Annotated in this window: 16 protein-coding genes; 10 read left to right on the forward strand and 6 right to left on the reverse strand. The window is 41.1% G+C overall.

Annotation, left to right across the window (positions count from 1 at the left end; genetic code table 11):
* The first annotated feature begins 134 nt into the window (after positions 1-134).
* The 5 genes from IJ00_RS15950 to IJ00_RS15965 all read left to right on the forward strand — a co-directional run bounded on the left by IJ00_RS15950 (position 135) and on the right by IJ00_RS15965 (position 3,828).
* Positions 135-950 (forward strand): hypothetical protein, encoded by an 816-nt coding sequence (locus IJ00_RS15950; RefSeq protein ID WP_144416046.1) that lies wholly within the window; start codon positions 135-137, stop codon positions 948-950.
* A 64-nt stretch (positions 951-1,014) separates the two neighbouring features.
* On the forward strand, positions 1,015-2,178 hold the full coding sequence (locus tag IJ00_RS15955; RefSeq protein WP_035154526.1) for a hypothetical protein: 1,164 nt from the start codon (positions 1,015-1,017) through the stop codon (positions 2,176-2,178).
* Between the two features lie 249 nt (positions 2,179-2,427).
* Entirely contained in the window at positions 2,428-3,213 is a 786-nt protein-coding gene (locus IJ00_RS15960) for an ABC transporter ATP-binding protein (RefSeq protein ID WP_035154527.1), read from the forward strand.
* Between the two features lie 223 nt (positions 3,214-3,436).
* Entirely contained in the window at positions 3,437-3,571 is a 135-nt protein-coding gene (locus IJ00_RS29955) for a hypothetical protein (RefSeq protein ID WP_256388799.1), read from the forward strand.
* 26 nt (positions 3,572-3,597) lie between these two features.
* A complete protein-coding gene (locus IJ00_RS15965) occupies positions 3,598-3,828 on the forward strand; it encodes a type II toxin-antitoxin system Phd/YefM family antitoxin (RefSeq protein ID WP_035159145.1) in 231 nt (76 codons plus the stop codon).
* An 86-nt stretch (positions 3,829-3,914) separates the two neighbouring features.
* On the opposite strand, the gene rsmG is transcribed toward IJ00_RS15965, so the two are convergent.
* Both rsmG and mgtE read right to left on the reverse strand, forming a co-directional pair.
* On the reverse strand, positions 3,915-4,625 hold the full coding sequence (rsmG, locus tag IJ00_RS15970; RefSeq protein ID WP_035154528.1) for a 16S rRNA (guanine(527)-N(7))-methyltransferase RsmG: 711 nt from the start codon (positions 4,623-4,625) through the stop codon (positions 3,915-3,917).
* Positions 4,626-4,772: 147 nt separating this feature from the next.
* Positions 4,773-6,116, reverse strand: a complete 1,344-nt coding sequence (gene mgtE, locus IJ00_RS15975) for a magnesium transporter (RefSeq protein WP_035154529.1) — start codon at positions 6,114-6,116, stop codon at positions 4,773-4,775.
* Between the two features lie 444 nt (positions 6,117-6,560).
* On the opposite strand from mgtE, the gene IJ00_RS30185 reads away from it, so the two are divergent.
* On the forward strand, positions 6,561-6,614 hold the full coding sequence (locus IJ00_RS30185; protein WP_371259649.1) for a CRISPR-associated DxTHG motif protein: 54 nt from the start codon (positions 6,561-6,563) through the stop codon (positions 6,612-6,614).
* A gap of 456 nt (positions 6,615-7,070) precedes the next feature.
* Here IJ00_RS30185 and IJ00_RS29960 read toward each other — a convergent pair whose 3' ends face one another.
* Positions 7,071-7,205, reverse strand: a complete 135-nt coding sequence (locus IJ00_RS29960) for a hypothetical protein (RefSeq protein WP_256388800.1) — start codon at positions 7,203-7,205, stop codon at positions 7,071-7,073.
* A gap of 383 nt (positions 7,206-7,588) precedes the next feature.
* On the opposite strand from IJ00_RS29960, the gene IJ00_RS15980 reads away from it, so the two are divergent.
* Positions 7,589-10,795, forward strand: coding sequence for a glycoside hydrolase family 15 protein (locus tag IJ00_RS15980; protein ID WP_035154530.1), 3,207 nt, complete (start codon positions 7,589-7,591; stop codon positions 10,793-10,795).
* A 93-nt stretch (positions 10,796-10,888) separates the two neighbouring features.
* Here the strand turns inward: IJ00_RS15980 and IJ00_RS15985 are convergent, their stop codons facing one another.
* Positions 10,889-12,175, reverse strand: a complete 1,287-nt coding sequence (locus tag IJ00_RS15985) for a serine hydrolase (RefSeq protein WP_082127342.1) — start codon at positions 12,173-12,175, stop codon at positions 10,889-10,891.
* 494 nt (positions 12,176-12,669) lie between these two features.
* Complete coding sequence (locus IJ00_RS29965; protein ID WP_256388801.1) at positions 12,670-12,804, reverse strand: hypothetical protein; 135 nt, start codon at positions 12,802-12,804, stop codon at positions 12,670-12,672.
* Between the two features lie 471 nt (positions 12,805-13,275).
* On the opposite strand from IJ00_RS29965, the gene IJ00_RS15990 reads away from it, so the two are divergent.
* The 3 genes from IJ00_RS15990 to IJ00_RS16000 all read left to right on the forward strand — a co-directional run bounded on the left by IJ00_RS15990 (position 13,276) and on the right by IJ00_RS16000 (position 15,316).
* Positions 13,276-13,815 (forward strand): ATP/GTP-binding protein, encoded by a 540-nt coding sequence (locus IJ00_RS15990; protein WP_035154531.1) that lies wholly within the window; start codon positions 13,276-13,278, stop codon positions 13,813-13,815.
* A 415-nt stretch (positions 13,816-14,230) separates the two neighbouring features.
* On the forward strand, positions 14,231-14,812 hold the full coding sequence (locus tag IJ00_RS15995; RefSeq protein WP_035154532.1) for a roadblock/LC7 domain-containing protein: 582 nt from the start codon (positions 14,231-14,233) through the stop codon (positions 14,810-14,812).
* 42 nt (positions 14,813-14,854) lie between these two features.
* Positions 14,855-15,316: a hydrocarbon-binding protein gene (locus IJ00_RS16000; protein WP_035154533.1), complete on the forward strand. Its 462-nt coding sequence runs from the start codon at positions 14,855-14,857 to the stop codon at positions 15,314-15,316.
* 73 nt (positions 15,317-15,389) lie between these two features.
* Here IJ00_RS16000 and IJ00_RS16005 read toward each other — a convergent pair whose 3' ends face one another.
* Positions 15,390-16,028 (reverse strand): tetratricopeptide repeat protein, encoded by a 639-nt coding sequence (locus IJ00_RS16005; protein ID WP_035154534.1) that lies wholly within the window; start codon positions 16,026-16,028, stop codon positions 15,390-15,392.
* Positions 16,029-16,171 lie beyond the last annotated feature (143 nt).

Genomic DNA, 16,171 nt, shown 5'->3' on the forward strand with positions numbered 1-16,171 from the left:
AAAATACGGCGAGTGGATTTGGTGTATCTGGTAAGAGCGATCTAGGTGTTGGGGTTTATGGAGAGAATGAAGCTGGAAACATCGGACCGGATAGAGGTGTAGGTGTATGGGGGGAGTCAAAAAATGGATTTGGTGTGTTTGGCAGTAGTGATAATCATCGAGGAGTAAGAGGGGTTAGTAAGATTAGCACTGGAGTTAACGGCATTGCCGGGTCTCCTGCTAAGATTCAACCGGATCGTGGGTGTGGCATTCATGGTGAGTCAGTAAATGGTTTCGGAGTATGTGGCGTTAGTGATAATCATGAAGGAGTGAGAGGTGCCAGCAATCAAGGCGTGGGTGTGTTTGGATCGAGCGATCAGGGCGTAGGGATACACGGAGAAAGTGTCAACCAAGTTGGTGTTATCGGAACTAGTCAAAACTTTGTGGGAGTTTGGGCAGAAACCAAGACTATCAATCATCCTGCTCTTATTGCCAAAGGTGTATCAAAAGCCGCAGTATTTGAGGGCGATGTTGAAGTAACTGGTGATATCCGCCTAGTAAATGCCGACTGCGCGGAAGACTTTGATATTATTTGCATTGAGCAAGTTGAGCCAGGAACCGTTATGGTGATTGACTCTGAAGGAGCCTTGCGCCCAAGCGATCGCGCCTATGATAAACGGGTTGCAGGTGTGATTTCTGGTGCAGGCAGCTACAAACCTGCATTGATATTAGACAAGCAGGAATCTTCTAAAAACCGAATGCCGATCGCGCTGATGGGTAAAGTTTACTGCAAAGTGGATGCAAGTTATGGAGCGATCGAGGTAGGTGATTTGCTCACCACGTCCCCCACACTCGGTCATGCGATGAAAGCAGATGATCCGATAAAAGCCTTTGGTGCATTAATCGGTAAAGCTTTGCGGCCTCTAGCAAGCGGCGAAGGCTTAATTCCGATTTTGATTGCTCTCCAATAGATGATTGAGTTGCCGTATTTGAGAAGGAAGTTTTGAATCATACAATTAAGGAGGCTGAGGCAGAATGCCAACTCTATTACAGGCTATAGAGCGTCAACGTGAGCGTGGGACGAGTTTTTCTAAGCCAGATATAAGTCTTAGAGAACTGCAAAATCGCTTTCACCCAGAGATTGCAGGCTCTACGCGATCGCTAATTAAGAAAATGCTCGAAGGCTTCACCGGTCAATTTTCCTGGGCAGTCATTCTTTGTCGTTTTAAGGGAGGACAAGGGGATGCGAGCGTTGAGAAATTCATACGTCAGGCTTTTACTCCTGGTTTGGGCGGTCTAGTTGAATATTGGTATGATCTTTCTCTAGGAGCCGTCGATATTAGCAATAGTAAGGTATTCGGCTGGATTGAACTTGGAATTACCCGTGAAGAAGCTGGTGGAATAGGTAGAATTGCACTTGTAAATGAGGCGAAAAAAGCCGCAAAAAATGCTGGCATCGATGTAGAAACGGGATTTTTCAGCCAGATTGGTATTTTCACCCATGATTGGTCTCGTGACAATATTGATCGCAATGATCCTAATAAGTACAAGTATTGGATTGATGGAAGTTCCGATGGAAGAACAGTTTCAGCGCCACCACACGGACATAGTGGGACTTTTCTTGCTCACGAAATGGCCCATGTACATGGCTTAAGTCATGATTATGGGGCTGATCTGAAAACTGCTTATGGCGACCCTTTTTGCATCATGAGTGCTATGGATGTAAAACATTTTAACCATCCCTTCTTGAATAAAGAGTTTGGTCCAGCCCTATGTTTCCCACATTTAATTCAAAAGGGATGGATGTATAAAAGTAGAATTTACCATGATGGTGGAAACTGGTTAACACAACCTAACGGCATCACATTGCCCTTGGCAGAAGTCAATGATCTGAGTGCTCGTGCCAACTTGGGAATCAAGCTTGCTTACAAGTCTAGTCAAGGCATCTGGGACTACTATCTGGAATTTGCAAGACCGCTGAACTGGAATCAAGCGTTTGATGATTCATATCTTTTGATTCGACGCATACTGACCCCCAGCGGAGACAGAGAAACTGCCGCGATCTTAGGCAATATCAGACTACCCTCAGTAATGCAGGTCTCTGCGGAGTTTATAGAACCATGGGGGAATGTTAGATTTCAAGTAGAACGATTTGACAAGGATGGCAGAATCGTCAAAGTCACAGCAAAAAAACTGTAGAGAGTAGGTTGAGTTGAGAGTCTGCTAGTAGCGTGCCAGCGATTTATTACACCCCGCGAAACCCAACACCCACGCGATGCTAGAGACAATACATTGAGCGCAACCAAGTACCTGATGAACTCGTGCACCCATCTGTAAAAGCCGTATTGGGCATATCGTGACAATGTCAATACCCTACCTTGCGCCCCCACAAGGTACGATATGGTTTTGTCCCTCACCTGAATGGGAATCGCTATAAGAATTTCTCCTATGCCCATCATCGCGCAAAACCTCACCGGTGGATATACAAATAAACAAGTAGTCAAGGAAATTAACCTAACTCTAGAAACGGGAGAATGGTTAAGTTTAGTTGGTGCCAATGGTTCGGGAAAATCTACCCTATTAAAATTAATTAGTCGTCTGCTAAAACCGCAACAGGGAACAGTACTACTAGATGGGAAAGCAATTCACTCCCAACCTGCGGCGATCGTGGCTCAGAAATTAGCCCTATTACCCCAGCAACAAACAATTCCTTCCGGTTTAACAGTCAAGCAATTAGTAGCTTTGGGGCGCACCCCCCATCAACCTTGGTGGCAATGGGAATTAGACGCAGAAGATAGGCAGCAGGTAGACACGGCATTACAATTAACCCAGATGCAAAAATTCCGCGATCGCCCCGTGGAAGAATTATCTGGAGGAGAAAGACAACGAGCTTTCCTGGCTTTAGCTCTTGCTCAAAATCCCCAAGTATTATTATTAGATGAACCCACCACTTATTTAGATATTCGTTATCAGTTAGAATTACTAGAACTACTCAAAAATTTAAATCACAGGCAGAATTTAACCATCCTGACTGTTTTACATGATGTAAATTTAGCGGCTCGATATAGTTCACGAATTGCTTTGTTAAATCAAGGCAGAATTTTTGCTTTAGGTAAACCTGATTACGTCCTCACTCCCCCCAATTTACGAGAAGTTTTAGGAGTAGAGGCGGTAATTATGCAAACCCCTGTGGGTATACAAATTTGCCCTTTATCACCATGGCAAGAACCATAATTTAGATTTCAAGAAATATCATAACAAATTGCAAAATTTACTGGGGTATCCTGAGCTTAGGTTAATAACATAATTAGCCTGCTGGTGCAGTGTCAAGAGTGCGATCGCACTGAACTCCGATGGCTCAATTGAACGGACGTCCTCCATGTAGATAATGTGAATTGTTTTACATCGATGAGTAGGCAGTCTCGGTATAATAGGGAACATTCCCTGGAGGTTGGCTATGACGGGCGATCGCAAGGACTACCAACAAGCCCTCCAAATCAAAATCGAATTCGGCGATCGCTACTCCCAAGCGGGTACTAAGCTGTTATACAGCTTACAACTAGATGCGATCGCGCTTTGGCACAGCTTATAATGATGGGAGCGACGCAGCCCAAGCCCATGACCCAAATCAGCCTCACCGAAGCCCAGCAACATCTCCCAGAACTGATCGCCAACCTCAAACCGGGCGAAGAGATCCAAATATGCCAAAATGAGCGGGCGATCGCCCGTCTAATCATCGAACCTCGAACAACCCGAAAACCTCGGCAAACTGGAAGCGCGATCGGAACATTCACCATCATTGCCGATGACGAAGAGCATCTAGAAGACTTTTGCGACTACATACAATAAAACTTTTCACCAACACCCATACAGTGAAATCTTTTTGAGGTTGATGGCGATCGCTGCCACTGCAATCATCTACTAGTTAACACTAATCAGGATAAAGGCTTTTGTGTTGGTACACCAATGGCGCGAGGATAGATGGCTGGTGTTTCCTTCACTTTCCGCAGGTATAAACAGTGACGGGTGCTGTTAGTCAGGGGAGTATTTAAGGGTGCGATGGATTCAATTTCACCCCCCAATAGATTGACAGCAATCTCTAATGCTTTGGCTTCATCTTCTGTCCAATTACCGCGATAAATGATTCCTAAACCACCTATTTTGAGTAAGGGTAGGGTATATTCTGCACAAACGGCAGCCGTTGAAACTGCTCGAATCAGAGCAATATCATAGGATTGACGATGTTGGTAATTTTGTCCAATTTCTTCAGCTCTGGCTGTAATTGCTGTCACATGATTTAAGCCCAGAGTTGTGGCTAATTGCTCCAAAAAATTGATTTTCTTGCGAGTAGAATCTACTAGAGTGACATTAGAGTTTATCAGACTGATTGCTATGGGTATACCTGGGAAACCTGCACCCGTACCAATATCGATGATTGAGAGATTAATCTGAGGATTTATCAGTAAATCTTTGATACCTACGAGGGAATCCCACAAATGTTTCTCCCAAAATTCTTCTGGTTTGGTGATACGTGTGAGGTTAAATTGTTGATTTGCCTGAAGAATTAGTTCGTATATTGTTTGAAATTGCTGTTGTTGTATATCGCTAGGAAACCAGTTGAGAGTCTGTTGCCAAATATCAACCATTTCTGGCAAAGTTGGCGATGATAGGTGAGTCACTGTGAGAAATGGGATAAGTCTAAAATCGAATACAAATAAAGGCAGGCATTATGCCTACCCTCAAGATACTGTATTTTGCGAGAAATCTGACATTTCCGATATTTTTGCCCGCTTTTATTGGAAAATTTTTAAGGCGATGGAAATCATTGACAAAAAGGTTAAAAAGCCGATCGCGTCAAGGGTAGTAGTGAGTAAGGGACCACTAATTAAGGCAGGATCGAGGTTTAACCGTTTTAATGTCATAGGTAGTAGGGTACCTAAACTAGCAGCAACGAAAACATTGACTATCATGACTGTTGCCGCAACCACAGATACCCAACGTTCATCCACTGGTGCCCATATTAAGGATAGGATACCAATGGCACTTCCCAGGGCGATCGCCGTACCTAATCCCGCCAGCAGTTCTTTGCGCAAAATTTTCATCGAATCCAAAGGTGTGACTTCCCCGACACCTAAACCTCTGACAGTCACCGAAAGGGCTTGAATTGCTACATTCCCGCTAGTGTTGGATAATATCGGCATAATTACTGCCAGAACCGGAACCACCTTAATTACTTCCTGGAAAGGGGCGATCGCACTTGCCGCACCAATATATAAACCGATATTACCCAGTAACCAGGGTAAACGTTTACGGATAGTAATTTGTGGGGGAGATAAAGCAGCTTCATCACCACTTACCCCTGCTAACCTTTGGATATCTTCCGTTGCTTCTTCTTCAATGATGTCGATAACATCATCAATGGTAATAATCCCTACCAACCGATCTTCCCGATCTACTACCGGCATGGCAATCAAATCATAACGTTTCATTGCCCTGGCAACTTCTTCTTGGGAAGTTTCAGTTTTGACTTTAATGACGCGATCGCTGGCAATATCGCGAATCAAAACTTCCGGAAATGTAAACAATAATTGCCGCAGGGATACTACCCGCACCAACTTACGATTATCATCAGTGACATAGGCGTAGTAGATTGACTCCTTGTCTTCGTCCTGACGGCGAATCTTGCTCAAGGCTTCACCGACAGTCAAACCCTCCCGCAAGCGCACGTATTCCGTGGTCATCACCCGACCGGCTGTTCCTTCGGGATAACCTAAAATTGTGGCTGTGGCTTGTCTTTGTTCTGGACTCAGCTCTTGTAGTAGCCGTTTCACTACCCCCGCAGGCAATTCGTCAAATAAAACCGCCCTTTCATCGGGACTCATTGCTTCGACTATTTGTGCTACCTGCACATCGTGGAGGGAATTAATTAAATCCTCCTGAACATCAGGTGGTAAATATTCAAATACGTCCGTTGCATGATCCTTACTCAGCAATCGGAACGCGATCGCCTGCATTTTTTGCGGCAATTTGGCGATATATTCACTCACGTCTACTGGTGGAGACTGATTTAAATCAAATTTCAGCTGATTCAAATCGGCAATGTCAACCAATGAATTGCGAACATCCTCTATGAGCATAGCTACCTCCTATAGTCTCCCCCGCGCTGGGAGACAGTCTCGCCAGCTTAGAGGAGGATAGTACTACCGTCTTGTGGACTTTTGTCCATAAACTCTCGAAAATTCAACATCGATAACCAATCAAGGCATCGCTAACTACCAATACTAACCCGAAAGGGTCTTATCCGGTAGCTTATTGGTATATGTGGTAAAAATACGCACAAATACTTACGTTTGCAGCCCTGATTTTCTGTACATTTGTGTAGATTTTACTACTGTCACATTGCCTGTCAAGACTATCCATAGAGTTAATTTGTAAACTTTACAAAGTGATAAAATTTACCTCGTCAAAATATTTAAATTTACTGATTTATAAGATTTTTGTAGCAAAATTGAGGTATAATTGTTATGCCTCATTACATTTAGTCATGTAGTTAAGTCAGAAAATTTAGCTTTTCAATACAGATAATTCTGACTATCACCCATGGAATAAGATTTATGATTTCCAGGATTAACTAGAAAAATTAGGCAATATTGACTCTAAATCTGCAATTTTGGCGATGGAATGCTTCATAACTAATTGCCAAAGAATGCAAAACTATCTAGGCATCAGGAATTTCACATACCTAAATACATCGAAAAAATTTTATTAATCTTTCCTCAGTGAGATACGGAGCGACTTATCTCTACCCTCGTATCCTTAAGTCGCATAAGACTGTGTGACAGAACAGGCGTAGTGTACTTTATTTGCTTAGAAACCCATTTTGCACTGATTTGATGAATTCTCGTTTGAATTAAAATCCTCTATCTTGTTTTGTAACGACTCGAAAACTTGACAAAATAAAATTATGCAGATGGTTTATTTTTGTCGAAAATATTAAAAAATATTGACTCATGAATTATCAAAATAAAAAGAGACGCTTTTGTCTCTTATGGAGTTAATTAAATTCTTTAATCTGCTGAGAATAGACATACCTAGCCATTCAACCGCTTCAAGCTGCCATCTGCATATAACTGCCAAGGAACTAACTCAGTTTTCCCATGTACCTTGACTTGGGAATAAACGACTTTGACTAAAGGAGCATTGTTTTCATTGTGACGTAAAGACATAACCGAACCTCCAGATGAATTATAGAAATTATTCAGTCAGTTTTGTAGGCAAGATAATATATTTTGCATCAAATTAATTAAAATTAGGGTCAAGAAAGTTGGTAATAATCATACTTATTCGATGAAACTTGAGATAAACTCCCATAAAGACAATGTAAAATTGTTGAAAGGGAATAAAGAGCCATCGGACAATGCCAAATCTCACAGTCTCAAATTCCCAATGCCATGACCTTCCTTAGGTGACAAAAACAGGTGATAATATAACATCTAACCCTAACCTGAAGTGGTAAAGTTCATACTCATTACCCAACTTTTGGCTGCCCCTATATAGATTTAATTCCCAGCCACAGGGTTTAATTCCAGAAAAAAGTCTAAATCAGATCATGAAAACAGTTCCCTTATTACTCAACCGTTTAGACTATTTTTATCAGCATATCAAGACAATTATTCTGGCTCGGCAAAACCCGATTACAGGTTTATTGCCTGCAAGTACGGCAATCACCGCCCATGGAGACTACACTGATGCTTGGGTGCGGGATAATGTCTATAGTATTTTGGCAGTCTGGGGTTTGGCGATCGCCTACCGGAAAGTAGATGCAGATCAAGGACGTACCTACGAGCTAGAACAAAGTGTTGTCAAGTTGATGCGGGGTTTGTTGTTTGCGATGATGCGACAAGCCCATAAAGTAGAAAATTTTAAACATACTCAAGCCCCCCTAGACGCTTTACACGCCAAATACAATACGATGACAGGGGATATTGTCGTTGGTGATGGGGAATGGGGACATTTACAATTAGATGCCACATCAATATTTCTGTTAATGTTGGCGCAAATGACCGCTTCTGGATGCAAAATCATTTTTACTTTGGATGAAGTCGATTTTGTCCAAAATTTAGTTTATTACATTGGACGTGCTTATCGCACACCCGATTATGGTATTTGGGAGCGGGGAAATAAAATTAATCACGGCAATCCTGAATTAAATGCTAGTTCCGTAGGAATGGCAAAAGCTGCCCTAGAGGCAATGAATGGATTAGACTTATTTGGTGTCAATGGTAGTGCCGCATCGGTAATTCATGTACTACCAGATGAGATTACCCGCGCCCGAACTACCTTAGAATCTTTATTACCCAGAGAGTCATCTTCTAAGGAAATAGATGCAGCTTTACTGAGTGTGATTAGCTTTCCTGCCTTTGCTGTAGAAGATATCATTCTGCGGGAAAGAACCTTAAATGAAATTATTACCAAGTTGGCAGGAAATTACGGTTGTAAACGCTTTTTACGGGATGGGCATCAAACCGCAATTGAAGATACTAATCGCCTACATTATGAGCCGTGGGAACTCAAACAATTTGAACATATAGAATGTGAATGGCCCCTATTTTTCACCTATCTATATTTAGATGCTTTATTTAGCCACAACTCAGAGCAAATCATCTATTATCAAAACAAGTTAAAGTCTCTACTCGTTGAAAGAGATGGTGTGGGACTATTGCCAGAATTGTATTACGTCCCCGAAGAAAATATCGAAGCAGAAAAACTTGCTCCCCAAACCCAGCCCCGTTTACCCAATGAAAATATTCCCCTAGTGTGGGCACAGAGCCTATATTTTCTCGGAGAAATGTTAAGTGAAAACCTCCTGGCAGTGGGAGATATTGACCCCTTAGGTAGACATCTCTGTATTGATAAACGTAGAGAAACCCTCGTCCAAATTGCCCTATTAGCAGAAGATGAAGAATTACAGGCAAAGCTAGAAGTTCATGGTATTGAAACCCAAACACCCAAGCAAGTAGAACCGATTCAAGTCCGGAAGTCAGAAGAACTTTCAAGTATTTACGCGCAAATTGGTAAAAATTCTAAATTAGGTTTAACTGGTCGTCCGATGCGAAGGCTGCGCAGTTCAGCCACCTCAAGAGTTTTTCGCATTGGTGGAGAAACAGTAGTATTCTTACCTTCTTTTTTAGATTGGCAACAGTTTTATTTAACCTTAGATTACCATTTTTTAGTAGACCAAATTCGTAGTGAGTTAGCCTATATTCATAGCTATTGGAGTAGTTTAGGTCGTCCAATTTTAACTTTAATGTTGACTCATACCTTATTAGAAACTGGGAGCGAAGCCCTACTTGCTCTGATGCAAGAACTTCAAGATGGGGTATGTAATGGAGTGCGGGTAAAACTGGGACGCTTAAATCAGTTAATTTTGACTGCCGCAACGGAAAGAATTGATTATTTCCCAGATTGGCAATTTACTCAATCTTCTGTGAAAAATGCAATGCCTAGACGTACTTTCTTAGCATTTCATCCAGAGAAAAATTGGCAGTTGGCACATACTCAAGAATTCCAAATGGAATGTGAAACTAACTTGAATTTTCTCTTAGATTCCCTGCAAGCTTCGGCAAATATCTATGAGCAAATTGAGTTATTGCAGACTTTAACTCGGTTGCAAGGATTAGAATTTGATACGGGTTTTGGTGGTGCGGGGTACAGAGTCAGTGTTGCAGATTTACTAGATGAGGTGTACGCCAAAGCGGGAGAAATTGGTTTGTGGGGTGTGGTACGTCGGGCTGCGGGATTGCGGCAAATGGTGGATATGGGTTTGTCAGATGTGGTGACAAGTATTTTGGTGCGAGGTAAGCAAATTGCTGTGGGTAAAGCTTACAGTGAAGCTTCTTTAATTACCACTCCCCTATCCCATAGTGAGATTGTGGAGAAGGTGAACAATTTTTGTCGAGAGGATATCCGCGATCGCGTACTTACCCAAGAGATTCTGATTTATCTGAGTATTCTCATTCGTATTGAACCAGAATTATTTAAGGGATTATTAACTCTACGGGTAGGTTATCTGATTTTGCTGTTGACAAGTGAAATCGCCAAGGAGTTGAGAGTTACCCAAGACGAAGCTTATGAGCATTTGATGCGCTTATCACCCTTTGAAGTCAAAACTCGTTTGCGTCAGGTGTTAGCAGAGTATGCAGGAATGAGTCAATTGCTGCGTCAACAGGAATCTTTGCACGTCAAGCAAAGGGAAAGTGATATTGATTGGGTATTGCAACCTACACTCATGGAAGAGATTGAAGTACCTGCTGGAGGTTGGCGACGTTTTCGTGTGGCAGAAGGAACCACAGGTAGAGTCCCCAAGGACTTTTTTAAACAGGTGTGGTTATTAATGAAGCATTGTAAAGGGTTAGTCATTGGCGATAAATTGGAGCGTCGCAACCGTTTAGATAGTGAGGTGATGTTGGCAGAAATGACATCAGGGGAGAAAAACTTTGCGCTGCAAGTGGAACATCTGTTGAATAAAATTGAAGCTCCAGAATACCGTCAAGTGAATATTGAAACCTTGATGGAATTAGCCGCGATCGCCGAGAATAACCCTAACCTCCAAATTGAAGAATACATCGTTTTAGATGTTCTCATAGGTCACGCAGTTCGTTTAGGATGGTTGGATAGGAATCCCGAACGGGGCGATCGCTATGATGAAGACAAAGCATCAGCATGGCGCTCTTTTTATAATAATTCCCCCAGTGAATGTGCCAGCGATGTGATGAAAGCTTTCCGCTTCTTGACAGAATTCGCAGAACAGGAATAATACTCAGGAAACTTATACTCTAATTCCAATCAGGGTATAAGTTTCCTCTAGAATGACTAACTAATGGTAATTTGATTTGACAAATATCAACAATTACTCTTTATCCTGTTTCATTCTCTTAAATACTAAGCGCGATATATCCACAAACACACGACTGCGACTGTAATCACCATCATCACCGAAAATCGCTAAAACGTAACGAACTCTACCATCATTAGTTTTTATGTAGGCAATTTCTGCTCGACAAGTCGAAGTCAAACCTGCTTTAGATGCGAAAGTAACTTCATCTGCATAACGAGAAATTCCTTCACCAAGAAAATTTTCTACAGGATTAAATCCATCGCTGACGGGAGGATTATTTTTCCAAGCTTCGCGGTGTAATTTTCTCCCCAAAATCTTGAGCATTTTTTCACTATCATCCGCAGATACAGCTTGTTTATTTGCAAGTTCATACATGAGTCTGGCTCCATGATAACTTGTAATCCGATTACGAATGGGTGGATTAGAATTATCATTTAATAGCTGTAAATCTGCTCCTTTTGGCATTGCATGGTTGACGTAATAAATGGGGTATGTTTTCTGACTAATATTAATTTTTTCATATCCAGCCCTTTGGAAAAATCTGCTCACTAATAGGCGTTTTTTTCTCCATGTGGCAAACTTCTTCGCACTCAATTTTTTATTAGTTGATTTTGTGCGTGTAATTCTATCAATGATTCTACCTGCCGCACTATTATCAGATTTTCTAATCATCAAATCTAAATCAGAATTGACACTGGCTGTGGCTGGAATAATCTTTTGCTGGATATAACTTTCTAACATTACCATCCAGAATAGTTTGACTACGCTTGCAGGATAACGAGGAGATTCCTGCTGGTAACTAGATATCGTATTGTCATTTAAGTCTATGAGCGTGACTGATAATTTTCTTGTGGGTAAATTTCTTCTGTCAGCCATTTTCACAATATCTTTGACAATTGCATCTAGCTTGCTATTGCCATTTTTAAGTTGAGGCGGTGTTTGGACATTATAAACTAGTGATGAATTGGGAGAAGATTTGGCTTGCAATCTTTGTGTAACGGCTGGAGTTTTACTACCATCTTCTTCCTCAAATACTTCATCATTTTCCTCAACCGCTATCTGTGGTGATGAGGAAACTTGGGTATATTTTGATAAGTGAAGACTCAAGAAGATGAGAGTTGTAAATATTCCACTCAATACAATAATATTGTGAAATCTTTTGGGACTGAAATATTCACGAAATTTCTCTAAATCAAGCCGTGGCTGTAATATCGTAGTTGTAAATGCGGGAATATTCTCATCTGTTGCCCTGTGCATATCATGAACGGTAGACTTTTTCCCCTCACACTGTTTAGTCATTGCTTCTACCTAGTGTCAAATCAATTTTAGATTTAGGATTTGCGGTTTGCGATCGCCCCTCACCACAAGGGAACGTTGAATCTCAAATCGCTTTTACTAAAACAGTTCTGAATGTGGAGTAATCTATCGGAATTATCAGAAAAGTAATACATATGTATTGCTTCCCATATCCATTAACTCTGTACTTGTTACTCCTGACTCAGCACTGCTTCACGTCATATCAGCAGTAATCCCCCATTTTAAGGAATTCCCTTTGTTAGGGTATTCCACCACGGGATGAATTCCTGTAAACATCTACGCAATTTCAGTAAAATTTCTCTGCTTGCCGGGTTTTTACAGAGAAAAATCACGTTTCCTCCTAAATTTACACGCAGTATATCAAAAAGTCCTCACTTGCCGAAAAATCATCCTAGTCTAGTCATATACTCCATGAATACTCGGATTTACGTTGGTAGCAATTTATTTCTCAAGTCAAGAGTTAAAAAGCCTAAATTCTAGCCATTACTTGCAGCAGCAACGCAACAATACTCAACAATCTGATTTTTATGTAGGTGTAACTCCTGTAAACGCGGAGCAGCTTTCCACAGGATATTATCCCCATAACCTTTGTAACTGAAGGTTACACCCACAAAAATAATGAAGCAAAAAAGGCGTTGTATTTATCCTATTGCCAAATAATAAATAATAGTGAGCGAAATTGAGATTTTTCGTTACATTAGATATATATAAATTTGCTTTTGTGCTCATAAATTCACAGTATAAATATGATTGAATAAATTGAAAAATTACTGAATACTGTTGTACAATCCAATAGGAAATTTGGATTTCGCGATTCAGGGTTTATTACTTAAGAATATATTTTTAACTTAAGTTGCATCGCAATTAAAGATGATAATCTGCGAAGTTAGCTCAACAGTCTCCCATCGACTTAATTGTCTTTGTGCTGATGATACAGGGTAGTTTTCTATGCATTGAGTATGCAAATTAGTCATAGAACAGGTCAATTCCAAAAAACATTAACTCATTTCAATTGCATCCTACTAGTAGGAAATGTGTCTCAATATATTGATGACAGTCAGAACTAACTATTGGAGGTATGTATGGAAGTCCTGCGCATAGTCATAGCTGGGGGCGTAGGTGCAGGAAAAACAAGTTTTATTCGTGCAATTAGTGAGATAGAGGTGGTTGACACCGATCAAATGGCAACGGATGAAATTGCCCAAATTAAGGAAAAGACTACTGTTGCCTTGGATTTTGGACGCTTGACTGTTGGAAAAAATCAATCATTGCATTTGTTTGGTACACCTGGGCAAATGCGCTTTGATTTTATGTGGGATATTCTGATCAAAAAAGCTCATGCCTATATTCTTTTGGTAGATGCCCATCGTCCAGAGCATATCCGTTATGGGCGTAAAATTCTACAATTCATGAAACATCGGGTAGAAATTCCCTATTTGATAGGGATAACTCATACTGACTGTGAGGGTGCTTGGGAATTAGAGGATGTAGTTATGGCTTTAGATATTAGAGATATTAAGCAGCCTCCAATCATTGCAGTTCATGCTCATGAAACGGAATCCGTAAAACAAGCTTTAATTCTTCTGGTTGAGTATTTTGCTGAGTGTTATTCAATTAATTAGGATTTCTATCAAGTTGTGATTGATAGGGAAAATAAAATATTAAATTAAGAATAATTGCCCAGCAAATATAACTTGATACAGTAGACAAGAGGCAGATTTGACTTCTTGCAGAATGTGGGAAATAGTCAAGGATAAAAGGGGGTATTCCCAGTTCTTAACTAAAATCTATTTTTCAAGAGGTATATAGCGTTTCCCAATCAGATGAAATACAACCCCACCCGCCCTGTCGGGCACCCTCCCCGATTTCGAGGAGGGCTGGGGAGGGGTTCTTCTATACGTCTTTGCAAGAAGTATATAGCGTTTCCCAATCAGATGAAATACAACCCCACCCGCCCTATTGGGCACCCTCCCCGATTTCGGGGAGGGCTGGGGAGGGGTTCTTCTATACGTCACTAGAATGAGAAACGCTATATTAATGGCTCTAAGTTATTTACTTCAGCTATTGAGTCGGGTTTTTCCGCAAATAATCCAACTCTCTCAAGATACATCCTCAGATGCAATAGGGGTTCATAGTTCGTCAGGCAGCGACAGGGATTTGATAGAGGCGATCGCCGAAGGTGGCTCTATAAAGAGCATTGTCTCTGCAAATTCACAATTATTCACTAAATTTTCGCAGGAAAACTCAATGATTAATATTTCCATGTTGCAAGATGAGTTACAAGGTTTTGTCAGTGGAACCTCCGATATTCAAGGTGCTGCATTAGTTAGCCCTGATGGTTTAGCTTTGGCTTCCGTGCTACCTGGAGGCATGGATGAAGAGCGTACTGCGGCAATGTCTGCATCTATGTTGTCTTTAGGGGAGCGCATTTGTAGGGAATTGGTACGTGGCAACGTTGATAGGATTGTTGTTGAGGGAGAAAAAGGCTACGGCGTGTTGGTTGGTTGTGGTGCAGAGGCTGTTTTGTTAGTTTTGGCAGGTTCTGGGGTTAAACAAGGTTTACTGTTTTTAGAAATTAAGCGTGCTGTTTCTCGAATTTCACCACTATTAGCACTGTAGGTTCTGGATATTTCTGTTGTTATTCCTCAATTTTGAATTACTATGTTACGTCAAACACTCGGAGATTTCAGTAGTATTGTTTGCTTCAAAGCCGCAATTACTGGTATGGAAGATGCTCTTGGAGATAAGGCAACGGCGATCGCTCTCACTACATCTGGTAGAAGTCGTGGGAAGCAATTGGCTCAGGAATTAAATTTGTCCATTGCTACTATGTCTTGGGAAGATATTACGAGTAAAATTAGTTACGCCCTTGGTAAGGATGGGACTCGTCTGTGCATAGTAGAAAATATCTTTCTAGAAGGCGAAAAAATCATTGTTCAAACTTCGGAAACTCTCTGTTCTGCCGGTGAACCCCAAGGTTCAGAGCGCAAATGTACATACACTCTTGGTGCCATCTGGGGCGCTATGGAACAGGTAACTGGCAAGCGTTTACTGGGCAAACATACAGAGTCTGTTCTCCGTGGCGGAAATTACGATGTATTTGAATTTGCCGAACTCAAGTAAGCAGAAATGAATTATCCGATATTGTGGTTTAGGCATACCTGCCTGCTCCATAATATCGGCAATCATCTATTCCTTAAGAAACACTTGGATCATCATTAGATTTCATCTGCCGCAGCATTTTTTCTACTCGTTTAGCTTTTTCCTCAGTCTTTTGGGTTCGGTATACTTTTAAGGCTTTTTCTAGGGAGGCGATCGCCTCTGCTTTTTGATTTATTTGCCATAATGCTTGACCTAAATTTGTCAAGGCATCTCCGTAATTAGGATTAATTTCTAGTGACTTTTTGTACTGAGTTATTGCTTCTTGCCACCGTTCTTGGCTAGCATACACTGAACCAATGGCATTATAAGCAAGGGCATATTTTGACTGGAAACGAATTGCCTCTTGGTAAGCATTAATCGCATCATCTGTTTTACCTTGACGGAAGAGAATATTTCCTAGTTGATAATGTCCAAAGGCATCTTCGGGGAATTTCTTGATTAGCTGACGCAGACTTGCTTCTGCTTCTGGTAAATTTCCTTGGCTGTAGGAAATATTTGCTTGTTGAATGAGTTGCGATCGCTCTTGTTTTTCTATATCTGATAATTGAGCCAAAATCAGCTTTGGAGAGGATGCTATCTCTGCGGAAACGGATACAGGTATTGTAGAAATAGTCAGAATTCCCAGTATGGAAAAGCAAATTACGTTAGAGGATGTTTGAAATTTGTTTCTCATGGGTCAAGAGTCAGAAGTGAAGTAAGACTAATTATCAGACTGGGCTGATGGTTATTTGTGTTTCCGGTGGATATTATGCAACCTATCTTCTCATAAGATGAGAAGCCCTGACGGAGAATTATGTGGTGGGAAATACTCCATCC

Source organism: Calothrix sp. 336/3 (assembly GCF_000734895.2).
In the GTDB taxonomy this organism is placed as follows: Bacteria; Cyanobacteriota; Cyanobacteriia; order Cyanobacteriales; family Nostocaceae; genus 336-3.